We start from the raw sequence: 12,294 nt of genomic DNA, 5'->3' as shown, positions 1-12,294 counted from the left end.
TAATATGGATATTAAAATTGATGATCTTTCTGATGGTAAGGTTCTTCTTTTACTTGAAGAGCATTTAGCCGATATGTACGCAACGGCACCTCCTGAGAGTGTTCATGCGCTAGATGTGGATGAACTAAAATCAAAAGATGTAACTTTTTTTAGTTGCTGGCTTGGATCTGAGTTAATGGGGTGCGTTGCTATTAAAGAGTTAACACAGACGCATGCTGAGCTAAAATCAATGAGAACCGTATCTGCATCTCGCAAATTAGGCGTGGCTACTAATTTACTTAATCATATTATTGATACGTCAAGAGCAAGGGGATATCAGAAACTCAGTTTAGAAACAGGTTCTGATGAGTATTTCAAAGCAGCACGAAACCTATATGAAAAGTTTGGTTTTATATACTGTGAACCTTTTGCTGACTATCAACCAGATCCTCATAGCGAATTTATGACATTACTTTTAAATGAAGAGCTTAAGTAAAGGATTAGTTCATGAACAATAAATACCTTATCGGATGGCTTTTATTCTTCGGTACTATCTCAACTGTGCATGCTAAAAATTTATGTCAAACAAATGAGACAGAATCGTTCTCCTGCCATATTAAATCAAAAACGGTCTCTGTGTGTATTGCCCCTAATAAGCAGTTAATTTATCGCTACGGAAAATCAAACAAAGTTGAATTAGAACTTAAGAGCGATGTTCATTTTAGTTCAGCCGCTTACAGTGGTGGTGGCGAAGGGCGATTGACGTTCGATAACAAACCTTATCAATACATTGTTTACTCAGGAATGGCCAACGGTGATTGGTTAGATAAGGAAATTGGATTAAGGGAAAAACTCGAATTTGCAGGCGTTTATGTATTTAAAAATAAAGAGCTGCTGACTAATTTGAAGTGCACAAGTTATGATGATAAAAATTATATTCATAGTTTGCCTCCTCATGAGTTAGAAGAGTTTTATTATTTTTGAATACTGATACGGACGATAAGCTATGGAAAAGCAAGAATTTATCAATCTCTATCTACAACGAAAAGGTGTACCTCAACGCTTGATTTCACCTTATTTTCGACTTTGGTCGAGGATTTCAGGTACAAGAAGACGCCCATGTCTGTTTGAACATCCTTTTAAATTATTTATTTATGAATTTGTTGGGCAAGGAGTCGTATTTTATTGCTTTATGTGGCTATTTATTTGGCAATATAACGCGCCCAATCAATACCAATTACTTGGAGCCTTAGTATTTGCATTGACTATGGCACTATGGATTTCTTTTTCAGCCTATAGCATGCGGCGAAAATTGAACATTATAACGTGGGAACAGTGGTTAGATGAAAATGGTTTTGATAACCCCAAGTAATTCAGCAAGACGAGTTACTTGAGGGTAGATGCGAATAAACCTTATTTTCTTAGTTGCTTACCCTTATTGAATGGTTACTTTTTCTATCGTGATAGTTTCGCAAGGTACATCGTCATGACCAAATTTTGAGGTTGTCTTTACTTTTGCGATTTGATTGACAACGTCCATACCCGCGATAACTTTACCAAAAACAGCGTAACCCCAACCAAGGTTAGTCGTGCCTGTGTGATCAAGAAAATCGTTATCATCGAGATTAATAAAAAACTGCGCCGTCGCTGAATGAGGAGCATCTGTGCGAGCCATTGCAATTGTTCCGATAGTATTTTTTAACCCGCGGTTAGCCTCATTCACAATGGGAGATCGAGTCGGTTTTTCTTCCATATCTGCACAATAACCACCACCTTGAATCATAAAACCGTCAATCACTCGATGGAAAATGGTTCCTTCATAAAAACCATCCTCACAATACTTTTTAAAATTTTTCGAGCTTACTGGTGCTTTATCTAAGTTGAGTTCAATGGTGATATCACCAATATTTGTTGTAAGAATAATCATAGTTAAGTGTTCGCTGTATTAGATTGGTCTGCAAAAGAAAGATTATACCCAAGTAACTTCAAGGTGCGAGGGGAAGATAGAATAAATTGGCTTATCAATAAGGCAGAAAATTGAAAGTATAGTGAGTATAAATTAAGAATAGTTAATTTAGCTTAGTATTATAAGATTATTCACTTTTCTCTTAATCTAAATTAAAGAACTTCTGTTATCTTGTTGCTAACCTTGGTAAATATTCGCAAAAAATACGTTATTTGTTTATTAAGCCAACAAGGTTATTAATTCAATAATGCTCCTTATGGGCAAGATTGGGCTGCTACTAGTTCCATTTTTATAATAATGAAGCACTAACAAGTTTACAGTAGAAGAGGATAGAGTGTGAGCATTCTGTTTACCGAAAGTCGCCTAGGCAATATGACTTTAAAAAATCGCTTTGTACGAAGCGCGACATGGGAAAACATGGCAACAGAAGATGGGCATATGACTGAGAAGTTGTACGACATCTATGAAGAGCTGGCGCAAGGTGAAGTTGGCCTGATTGTGACAGGTTATGCCAATATCGTAGAGGAAGAAAAACCCAATGCTGGCATGATGGGGATGTATAACGACTCATTTATTGATGAATACAAAAAGTTGACTGACCTTGTTCATCGTTATGATTCGAAGATTGTTATGCAGCTTGCTTATGGTGGTACCAAAACGACTTATAATGTGGGTGAACGAGTTATTTTTGCACCAAGTGCAGTCGCTGAAAAAGGGACGAATACCCTAGGTAAAGCGATGACTCAAGCTGAGATTGATTATATTGTACAAGCTTTTGCTCAAGCGGCTCGTCGAGCACAAGAGTCTGGGTTTGATGGGATAGAGATCCATGCAGCTCATACTTACTTAATTAACCAATTTTTAAGCCCTTATTACAATCAGCGTACAGACCAGTATGGCGGTAGTTTAGAAAACCGTATGCGCTTTTTGGTTGAAATCATCCATGAGACTCGTAAGCTGGTCGGAAACGATTTTCCTATCTTAGTGAAATTGACCGCAACAGAGTTTTTTGAAGGTGGCCAGACATTTGACGAAACTAGAATTATCTGTAAAAAGCTTGAGCAGCTAGGTGTCGACGGCATTATTGTTTCCGGTAATATTCACGGTAAAGCCGATACCATGGTGGGAGAGGAACACGATGGTTATACTATTGAGGCTGAAGGTTATTTCCATCAATATGGTCAAGTGATCAGCCAAGATGTGAGCATTCCAGTTATCACTGTTGGTGGATTGAGTGATTTTTCCGCTATTGAAGAGATCGCCAACACCACAAACATTCAATATTTCGCGCTTTCTCGTCCACTGCTGGCTGAACCACAATTAATTAAACGTTGGAAAGACGGCAATATCGAACCTGTAGACTGTGAGCGTTGTTCTAAGTGCCGAACGCGCCGCGGTAACTTCTGCGTGGTTTATAAAAAACGTAAAAAAGTGAGTTAACATGTAAGTTACTTGGGGTTACGCATAATGTCTGTTACCATCGCGCAACCTCCAGTAATCATGTTGATAGAGCTGGAATCATTTGACGATTAGGATCTACTTTGACTAATAACGATATTTTACGCCGAATTCGCTACACTTTTGATTTTAAAGATAAAGCAATGGTGGACATTTTTGCTCAAGCCGAAGTTACGGTAACAGAAGAGCAAGTGGTATCTTGGCTAAAAAGAGAAGATGATTCTGCTTATATTAAAATGAGTGATAGTGAGTTAGCATCATTTTTGAATGGTTTAATTAACCTAAAGCGTGGTAAGCGTGAAGGCGAGCAACCAGAGCCAGAAAGTCGTCTAACCAATAATATGGTATTCCAGAAGCTGCGTATTGCTCTAAACCTTAAGGCTGAAGAGATCCTAGAAGTATTGGAGCTGGCTAACTTCCGTTTAAGTAAACACGAATTAAGTGCTTTCTTCCGTAAGCCAGAAAACAAACACTATCGCGAGTGTAAAGATCAGATCTTACGTAATTTCTTATTGGGTGTTCAACTTCAGTTACGTCCAGAAGATACTGAATATCAAGACTGATTCTTGCCCCATTGATAAAAATAGCCCAGCAAGTGTTTATCTTTGCTGGGCTATTTTGTATCTGCTATACCCAAGTGACTTCAAAATGCAGAATTTCGAGTATAGTGACTAAGGTATTGATTCATTTTTACGCTCACAACTAAAGTACAACCAACCGTTAAGAGCTTATTGAGAAAGTAGTTGAACTTCTTTCGATAATAGTTTGAGTAATGTCTTGTTATCTAAGCGATATACTTCGTTTTCGATATGACTAAAGCTTTGATAAATAGAATCTTTTCTCTTTGATATATAGCTGTAAATATCCGCTTGTTGTTTTGATTCTCCCAACCGCATCTGCAGATCTTGTAGAGCGACTATTGCCTGATTTAACGCACTTGTCGTTTCGTCATCATGGTTTAACTCATCTTTATTTTCATTAAGCTGAGTGATAATACGCAAAATAACATTAGAGCTACGGCTACAGAGCAAAATATATTCGCCAAGTTGTGCGCTTAAATGAGGCTCGCCAAGATATCCCATCCAGTGGTCAAACAGGTTGGTATCGTTAAGAACACAGCGCTGATACTGGTGTTGAACATGCAGAGATAATTCACCATTCTTATTTCCAATGTATTGGTTTAATGCAGTTAGATAGACAATATAATCTTGAACGGTCGTTGCCAGCTGTAATGGAAATGATTTCTTTTGCCAACCCGGTGCGATGATAAAGACAAATAGCAGTGGTAGTGTTACACCAAGGATAGTGTTATCCAACCTTGGTAACATAATCATATTGCCTTGGCCATTTAATGAGAAACCAGAGAACACAAATAGGGTGACAAAAAATACTGCCCACCCATATTGCTTTGTGGTGGTATGGAAAAACAGAACCGCCGCAATACAGAATATAAATGGTAAAATATCGCTCGATACCTGAAAGTGTAACAGAGCTGCAACCACAATCAGACCTGAAAGGGTTCCTGTAATACGCTGTAGAAGGCGAGTCCAAGTCATAGACAAGTTAGGGCGTAATACCAATAAGCTGGTCATCAGAGTCCAAAAGCCGAAATCTAGCTCAAATAGACGAACTAATATTAAACCTGTGGTTAAGCTTAATGAGCCACGAAGCGCATGACGAAAATAACTGGATTTCATGGTCATTTGGCTTGCCAGTTTGATCGCAACTTCTTGCCATTTCCAGCTTAATACAATGGGCTTAGAAACCGTGGAACTGGAAACCTCTGTGATTTCACTGCTCAGTTGCTGTAAAGACAGATAAACAATATCCAACTTATTGATAAATGCATGAGCGGCAACAGACTCTTCTTTTGCGTTATCCGGTATCGGGAAAGAACGTAGAGCATCAAAATCAATACGTGGTAAAGGTAATTGGTGCACATTATTAACGGTGACTTGCGATAAATACCCGATAATAGTTTGATTTGCCTGATGGATACGATCGAGCCACTGTGGGCAATGTTGTTTTAATTCAGGTGTTGGTGAAAAATACATTAACCGTGTTTGCTCTGATATGCGCTCTGCGATTTTTAAAAAGCGTGTAATATCTTGCAAACTTGCGCTATCTTCGCCAGCACTTAACTGCTGGTGGATTCGATACTCTAGAGTTTTCGATAGCGTGGTAATTTGAGAACGAGAGCGAGCCGATTCAATAAAGAGTTGGTTTTTATCAGTAGAAAAAAGAAAACCACGGTCATGAATCATTAATTTTTTTGCTAGAGCCTGATATAGGTCGCTTAAGATATCTTTTGATTCTTGATTGGGAAGAAAGTACATCGCAATCAATTGCCACAACACATACCAGATCGCACCAGCCGTTAACCATGTCGGAACTAGCCAAATTGAACGACCTTCTTGATGCACTAACATGGCATAGATGGCTAATAATATTGTGGCAAAACCAATCGCACCTAGGCGAGGGCTTAATACCGCTAACATAAATAGAGCAAAACTGACGACAGCTAATGAGGCACTAAACAAGATAGAGTGAGGAAAAACAGCCTCGACCCCTAAACTGACCACAAAAAATAGTGGAATTGTCACCAAATAATCTAACAGTCGATATTTAGTGACACTGGATGTATCCGCAAGACCACAACTGATGCTGCCAAGAGATAATGCAATACCCATGGTAACGTGACCCATTAAGAAAAAGGGCACTGAACAGGTAACAAAACTTAACGCTGCAATATTGGTCCGTAGATTGAGCAAACTACGAAGAGAAGGGAAGCGCAATAATAAATTGGAGATAGTCATAACTCATTAACACGATGACTGCATAATTAGAATATAAATAGTATATGCCACTTAGGTATCTGTTAGCCATCATGACTGTTTAAGTTTTTTTTGCTTTATATGCCAGTAAAAATCAATTGGAGCCAGGATTTGATGTAAATTTGAGAACAATGATTTCATACCTTGTGGGAATGTTAAACTATCGATAAGTTTGTCAAAATGCACTTTCTAACAATCAAGTGAATACTAAAAAGAAGTGCTATACATTATTTATATTGGTTAACTGGCTTGAAAGTATGAAACTTCGACTAAGTAGTACCGCATATATTGCACTGATCGCCTTTTTTTTTACGCTCATTCAAAACATAGGATTATGGCATCATCTGTCTGACCTATTTAGCAAAGAACCACCTCATAGTTGGATTTTTGTTGCGACAATTCCATTATTTATCTTTTTTGCTTTGAATGTCATTTTTACTTTGCTGATTTGGCCAGTTGCCCATCGCATACTTATGCCAATAATCATCATTCTGTCATCATTGGCGACCTATGGTATGTACACCTACGGGACTTTTTTTGATTACGGCATGATAGTCAATATTTTTGAGACCAATACGGGGGAGGCAACCAGCTATTTATCGTGGGGGTTAGTACCGTGGTTACTGATTATTTGTGTGCTGCCTATCGTGGTTCTTAGTCTGACGAAAGTCGTGTTTAAACCGTTTTGGAAAGAGTTACTATCAAAGCTTATTTCTATTGTGGTGTCTGTCGTTGTGATTGCGGTGATAGCAGGGTTTTATTACAAAGACTATGCTTCTTTAGTTCGTAATCATTCAGAAATAAAAGCACTGCTTAACCCAACGAATTACATTACAGCAACATACCGTTATGGCCGTTACCAATTAGTCGAAGCACATATGCCATTCAAACATTTAGGAGAGGATGCGGTTGATACAAACAAATCGGGTCGACCTAATGTTGTCGTGATGGTCCTTGGCGAAGCATCACGTTCTATGAACTACTCATTGAATGGGTATAAACGTGATACAAACCCGCAGTTAAGCCAACGTGATGTTATCAGCTTCAAAAATGTTCAATCGTGCGGAACCGCAACCGCCGTTTCTGTTCCTTGTATGTTTTCAGATATGACCCGTGCAACCTATAACCCAACAACAGTTCGCCATCAAGATAGTGTCATAGATGTTCTTAATCATGCTGGTATTAACTTATTGTGGAAAGATAACGATGGTGGTTGTAAAGGGGTATGCGATCGTATTAAACATATTGAAATGACCGCTAAAATAGATCCGAGTCTATGTCATAACGGTTCTTGCTATGATCAGATACTATTAAATAAGCTGCAACAATTTATTGATGAGCAGAAACAAGATACGTTAATTGTTATCCATTTAATTGGTAGCCATGGTCCTACCTATGATGACCGTTATCCTGCCAAGTTTAAACACTTTACTCCAACGTGTGACACCAGTGATCTGCAAAACTGTACTAGAGAGCAGGTAACCAATACTTACGATAACTCAATATTATATACCGATCATATTTTGAGTCAGGTTGTTGATATATTAAAAGCCGATGATAAACATGCAAATACCGCAATGATATATATGGCAGATCACGGTGAGTCTTTAGGTGAAGATGGTATTTATCTTCATGGCCTACCTTATTCGATTGCACCAAAAGAGCAGACAACCGTTCCTCTAATATTGTGGTTATCGCCATCGTATGAGAAGAGTCAGAAAATTAATCGTCAATGTTTAATTAAAGAGTCGAACCAAGGTGGTATAACACAAGACAACTTGTTTCATACATTACTCGGTATGATGGATGTTAAAACTAAAATCTATCAGCCTAAGTTAGATATATTCAATCAATGCCGATAAATTAATGTCTAACTAAAAGGACAAAAGCCACAATATATTTTGTGGCTTTTTTCTATGTGTCAATTAAATATCTCTTTCTTCATATAGCGTCAAATAAATGAATCTTTATATGTTACTGATAAGTAAGTGCTTTTTATTTATAAAATTATTTTTTACTAAGACCAATTTGACAGGAAATACAATATTTTTCATTGGTGTTTATTAAAAAGTTTGAAGTAAGATCATAGTTATAATTAACAACATATACATTGGTGTATATTTATCTTGGCGAGCAAAATAATGCAATTCATACTTAATCCATAACAACAAGAGGGCTAGGTTATGAAAAAGAAAACAATAGCATTATTTATTTTAGCTTCGCTGTATGGCGCAACTGCTTCGGCAGAATCCTTAACTTTAGAAGAGTCTACCAACAAAGTAATGCAAAAAATGAATGAGTTAGCAGAATTAGCAAAAGATCCTGCCAATGTCATTCAAAAAGGTGAACAAAAATATCTTAGTTATAAAGGCAAAGAATTAAGAATTAATTTTGATGGTAATATCAAGTTTGATTTAATGGATTTCCACTCTGAATTTAATACAGTTTTTGATTTTATTCCATCCGCATGGGAAACGTATTGGTATGACGGTGGATTTGATATCTATCCGGGCAAAAGTGACCAGTGTAAATTTGAATTATTTGCAGCAGCTCGTGGTTCAAAAGATAACGAAGGTAATTATATTTGGGAGCGACCATTAAGCACTGTATTAACTACAACGGGTTGTCCTGATGTTACTCAGAAAGAATCGATTTTCTTTAATACGAATACTGTTACCAATGATCTTTCTGGTAATTTAGCTGGTGCTGTTCTATTTGCTCAAGCGCATATCATACCTGCTAATGCCAATGAACAAGAAAAACGCATGCACTTAGTCGGTGAGCGTAAAACTAAGGTTATGTTGAAACCTGAGAACGAGTTGGACTATTACTCTACTGTTACGGTTACAGCAACAGATAAAGCGGGTCAAGTGCTTGGTGAGATTGAGATGAAAAATCCAAGTCAGCTAGCACCTAACGTATTGTCAATGCCTGAGCTAACCACAACGAATATTGATTTTAGCTACGATGAAAGCAAAGCTTTTAATGTTAGCACCCCAACAACAGAAGCGATTGCAACTGCTCTTGTGGATCATGATACAGTGGTTATGCGTACATGGAACGGACACTGGAATCGCGTATTCGACTTAGAACAAGACAATCCAAAGCTGGATGGTAAAACATTCGTCTTTATCTCAAGTGCAGGTTATAACTCCCACGTTAATTACTATAAAGATCGCAGTCGTACTATCGTCAATGGTACAACGACCGTATTTAAAAATGTGAATGGTGTGTGGATTTTACAAGATGACCTGATCTTTAATGAAATCGGTTATGCACAAGGTTACTGGTCTGCAGATCTACCAAAAGAGTGGTTAAAGCCGGGGCTTGCGCTCTCTTTTGCTAACGGCGATAAAAAAGGTACCCTAAATTCTATTAAGATTGGTGCTCCAACAGAGCTACTGATCAATACTATTGATGTGGGTATGCTGGTTGAACCTCGCGGTCGTTTCGACTTCCAAAAAGATAAAGAAGCACAGCGAGAGTATTTTGAAACTGCACCTGTCAGTAAAATGATCGTCAATGAGTATGAACCCGTTCATCTGACCGAAGTGATGTTGCCTGATGGTACGCTACTGACCGATCACGATCCAAGTGATGGTGGCTGGCATGGCGGTACAATGCGCCAACGTATTGGTAAAGAGCTAATCTCAATTGGTATCAATAACGCCAACTATGGCATTTACTCTTCCTCTGGTGTTGGTGAAGGCGAAAACCCATATATTGCAGCTCAGCTAACGGCTCATAATACTCGTGGTATGTATAACAATGGTTTGCAAACTCACGGTGGTTCAGGCGGCGCTGGAATGGTTACGCTTGATAGTTCGATTGGTAATGAGTTCAGCCATGAAGTCGGACATAACTACGGTTTAGGTCACTATCCAGGTGGTTTTGCAGGTTCGATTCACCGTCCTGCGAATATGCCAAACTCTACTTGGGGTTGGGATTCGAGCAAAAACGTCTTTATACCAAACTTCTCACCAATTAATACAGGTGGCGAAAGCTGCTTAGATGGTCAATGTGTGCCAGCATTTAACGGTATGTTTAAATATGGTAGTGACGCAATGGCTGGTGGCTGGGCGATGTATGGTGCTCAACGCTTTACTATGTACACGCCGTATTCCATGTATTTCATACAGAAGAACTTAGAAAGCAAAGTGGTGTTTGATAAAACATCATCAACAGGCTTTAGAAAGTGGGATGAAGCAACGCAAACGATGGCAGAATACACTCATCGTATTGAGAATATGGAAGTGACATCAGTTAACCCTTGGGACGCTAATGAAACTAAGATAGCCGCGCTATTTGAGAATTTCGATAAAGTTGACTTATCGACTTGGAATGGTCATTGGGCTCGAAACATGTCGGTTCCAGCGGCATCTGAAATTAACAAAGGCAAAGTATTTACGTTTAATTCGAGTGCAGGTTACAACTCTCATTTAGCCATTAATGGTCAAGAGATGTTGGTTCCTTATGGTAGCCGTCTAACGTTTGTATCTGATGGTCAAACGTGGGTGAAAGATGCGCCATTTGAATCAACTAAAGCGGTTCATCCAGAAAAATATGGTGTACCTGTAACAACGCTAGTGGGTTACTACGATCCGCAAGCTAAGTTAGATAGCTATATTTTCCCGGCGCTACATGGTGCATTTGGTTATGTATATTCTGATGATTCGGCTGATTTAATTGCCGGTCAATGTGCGCTTGAAGTTGAAACACAATCGGGCTCTGTTCTGAAATATGCGTTAAAGAATAACCGTCGTAATGCCGACAACATGAATAAGTTCCATGTGAACGTTGCAACATCAGATAACCCGGTGTCAGCATCGGTAGTGTGTGATGGTCAGGTATTAAATACTCGCACCATTGATGCACCAAAACTTGCGCCTATTTATACGGTACAAGGTGGTGATGCGAAAGCACGTTCAGCTGCAGCATTCTTTAGTGCTCCAGTACCAAGAGTCGAAGCAACACGCTATGAGCCGCAAGCGTGTAATCATGCTGATGGTGAACACAATCATTAATGATGGCTTGAGTTAAGTTGTAAATAAAAATGGATAGGGGGAGACCTCTATCCATTTTTTGTTTTATTCTTTTTATCTGTATTTTCTAAAAAACTATAATCACTTTTTAGACAATGAAATGGAATAAACACCAAGAAGTTAGTACCAAAGAGCTAACACCAAGGAGTTATATGAAAAAATACTTACTTTCAGTCTTGATGATATTGTCATTCTCAACCTTAGCTGATGATGAGGTTTTAGATTGTGATAACCCGATGAATACCATTCAGATCAATCAGTGCGCCGCAATAAAACTGGAAACAGCACAAGCACAACTTGCTCAATACTTAAAAGCAAGCCTGACTCATAACGCCAATGATCCTGAACTAGTAGAAGCCATTAAGGTCGCACAAAAAGCTTGGCAAGCTTATATGAAAGCTCATTGTAATGCGGTTTACACACAATGGAGAGAGGGGACCATTCGAGGTGTAATGGCCATTTCTTGTAAAACGGAGCTTACTGAGCAAAGAACTCATGAGTTATGGCAGAACTTTTTAACTTATATGGACAGCACACCAGCTGTATTGCCAGAACCTAAACACTGAATCTATATGGTGAATCTATGATTTCATTACGGCCAACAATGGATATGTTAGCTTCTGCAACAATAACCTTTGATAACATGAGACCTTATTATGACCATTACTCAGTTGATTGGGAACTTATAACAATATGTAACCAAATATCAGACTTGAATAATTGGGATATTCTTGATGATAAGAAATGTATTGGAGCTGTTCGCTTAGCTTTTGATGACGATGGGTGCTATTTACGAGATTTCCAAGTGCGAGATGAGTATCAAAATAGAGGCATTGGAACGATAGTGCTAAAAGAAATAAAACAATTAGCACTCAGAAAAGGAGCCAGTTATTTAAGATTACGAGTATTTAAAATCAGCCCAGCATATCAACTCTATATGCGTAATGGCTTTAGAGTCAGTAGCGAAGATGAACGTTTTTATTATATGTCGCAAAGCTTAATAAACAGCTAACGG

General features: G+C 38.4%; 11 protein-coding genes. 9 read left to right on the top strand and 2 right to left on the bottom strand.

Annotation, left to right across the window (positions count from 1 at the left end; all coding sequences use genetic code 11):
* Positions 1 to 4: 4 nt before the first annotated feature.
* The 3 genes from WAX86_RS08080 to WAX86_RS08070 are packed head-to-tail and all read left to right on the top strand — an operon-like array spanning position 5 to position 1,351.
* Positions 5 to 475, top strand: a complete 471-nt coding sequence (locus tag WAX86_RS08080; protein WP_086958289.1) for a GNAT family N-acetyltransferase — start codon at positions 5 to 7, stop codon at positions 473 to 475.
* An 11-nt stretch (positions 476 to 486) separates the two neighbouring features.
* Positions 487 to 963: a hypothetical protein gene (locus WAX86_RS08075; RefSeq protein WP_138240392.1), complete on the top strand. Its 477-nt coding sequence runs from the start codon at positions 487 to 489 to the stop codon at positions 961 to 963.
* Between the two features lie 22 nt (positions 964 to 985).
* On the top strand, positions 986 to 1,351 hold the full coding sequence (locus tag WAX86_RS08070) for a DUF6404 family protein (RefSeq protein ID WP_237029241.1): 366 nt from the start codon (positions 986 to 988) through the stop codon (positions 1,349 to 1,351).
* Positions 1,352 to 1,414: 63 nt separating this feature from the next.
* On the opposite strand, the gene WAX86_RS08065 is transcribed toward WAX86_RS08070, so the two are convergent.
* Positions 1,415 to 1,906, bottom strand: a complete 492-nt coding sequence (locus tag WAX86_RS08065) for a peptidylprolyl isomerase (RefSeq protein WP_237032881.1) — start codon at positions 1,904 to 1,906, stop codon at positions 1,415 to 1,417.
* Positions 1,907 to 2,281: 375 nt separating this feature from the next.
* Between WAX86_RS08065 and WAX86_RS08060 the strand changes: the two genes are divergently transcribed.
* Positions 2,282 to 3,385 carry an NADH:flavin oxidoreductase gene (locus WAX86_RS08060; RefSeq protein ID WP_341488599.1) on the top strand — a complete coding sequence of 368 codons (1,104 nt, stop codon included), beginning with the start codon at positions 2,282 to 2,284 and terminating at the stop codon, positions 3,383 to 3,385.
* 101 nt (positions 3,386 to 3,486) lie between these two features.
* Positions 3,487 to 3,966, top strand: coding sequence for a DUF1456 family protein (locus tag WAX86_RS08055; RefSeq protein WP_036763737.1), 480 nt, complete (start codon positions 3,487 to 3,489; stop codon positions 3,964 to 3,966).
* A gap of 165 nt (positions 3,967 to 4,131) precedes the next feature.
* On the opposite strand, the gene WAX86_RS08050 is transcribed toward WAX86_RS08055, so the two are convergent.
* Positions 4,132 to 6,219 carry an FUSC family membrane protein gene (locus WAX86_RS08050; protein WP_341488598.1) on the bottom strand — a complete coding sequence of 696 codons (2,088 nt, stop codon included), beginning with the start codon at positions 6,217 to 6,219 and terminating at the stop codon, positions 4,132 to 4,134.
* Between the two features lie 275 nt (positions 6,220 to 6,494).
* Here WAX86_RS08050 and eptA point away from each other — a divergent pair, with 275 nt between their 5' ends.
* The 4 genes from eptA to WAX86_RS08030 all read left to right on the top strand — a co-directional run bounded on the left by eptA (position 6,495) and on the right by WAX86_RS08030 (position 12,291).
* Positions 6,495 to 8,099, top strand: coding sequence for a phosphoethanolamine transferase EptA (gene eptA, locus WAX86_RS08045; RefSeq protein ID WP_341488597.1), 1,605 nt, complete (start codon positions 6,495 to 6,497; stop codon positions 8,097 to 8,099).
* A gap of 321 nt (positions 8,100 to 8,420) precedes the next feature.
* The gene (locus tag WAX86_RS08040; protein WP_341488596.1) at positions 8,421 to 11,261 is read left to right on the top strand and encodes a M66 family metalloprotease; all 2,841 of its coding nucleotides are present in this window, start codon (positions 8,421 to 8,423) and stop codon (positions 11,259 to 11,261) included.
* Between the two features lie 170 nt (positions 11,262 to 11,431).
* Positions 11,432 to 11,845, top strand: coding sequence for a lysozyme inhibitor LprI family protein (locus WAX86_RS08035; protein WP_341488595.1), 414 nt, complete (start codon positions 11,432 to 11,434; stop codon positions 11,843 to 11,845).
* Positions 11,846 to 11,862: 17 nt separating this feature from the next.
* On the top strand, positions 11,863 to 12,291 hold the full coding sequence (locus WAX86_RS08030) for a GNAT family N-acetyltransferase (protein WP_341488594.1): 429 nt from the start codon (positions 11,863 to 11,865) through the stop codon (positions 12,289 to 12,291).
* Positions 12,292 to 12,294: the final 3 nt, after the last annotated feature.

The organism is Photobacterium damselae subsp. damselae (assembly GCF_038086725.1).
Classification (GTDB): domain Bacteria; phylum Pseudomonadota; class Gammaproteobacteria; order Enterobacterales; family Vibrionaceae; genus Photobacterium; species Photobacterium damselae.
The sequence above is the reverse complement of the archived record's forward strand: the minus strand, read 5'-3'. Positions and strand labels throughout refer to the sequence as shown.

Bases quoted from the DNA above. Each gene is read 5' to 3' on its own strand.
- WAX86_RS08080 (WP_086958289.1), top strand. From the start codon at position 5: ATGGATATTAAAATTGATGATCTTTCTGATGGTAAGGTTCTTCTTTTA.
- WAX86_RS08075 (WP_138240392.1), top strand. From the start codon at position 487: ATGAACAATAAATACCTTATCGGATGGCTTTTATTCTTCGGTACTATC.
- WAX86_RS08070 (WP_237029241.1), top strand. From the start codon at position 986: ATGGAAAAGCAAGAATTTATCAATCTCTATCTACAACGAAAAGGTGTA.
- WAX86_RS08065 (WP_237032881.1), bottom strand. From the start codon at position 1,906: ATGATTATTCTTACAACAAATATTGGTGATATCACCATTGAACTCAAC.
- WAX86_RS08050 (WP_341488598.1), bottom strand. From the start codon at position 6,219: ATGACTATCTCCAATTTATTATTGCGCTTCCCTTCTCTTCGTAGTTTG.
- eptA (WP_341488597.1), top strand. From the start codon at position 6,495: ATGAAACTTCGACTAAGTAGTACCGCATATATTGCACTGATCGCCTTT.
- WAX86_RS08040 (WP_341488596.1), top strand. From the start codon at position 8,421: ATGAAAAAGAAAACAATAGCATTATTTATTTTAGCTTCGCTGTATGGC.
- WAX86_RS08035 (WP_341488595.1), top strand. From the start codon at position 11,432: ATGAAAAAATACTTACTTTCAGTCTTGATGATATTGTCATTCTCAACC.
- WAX86_RS08030 (WP_341488594.1), top strand. From the start codon at position 11,863: ATGATTTCATTACGGCCAACAATGGATATGTTAGCTTCTGCAACAATA.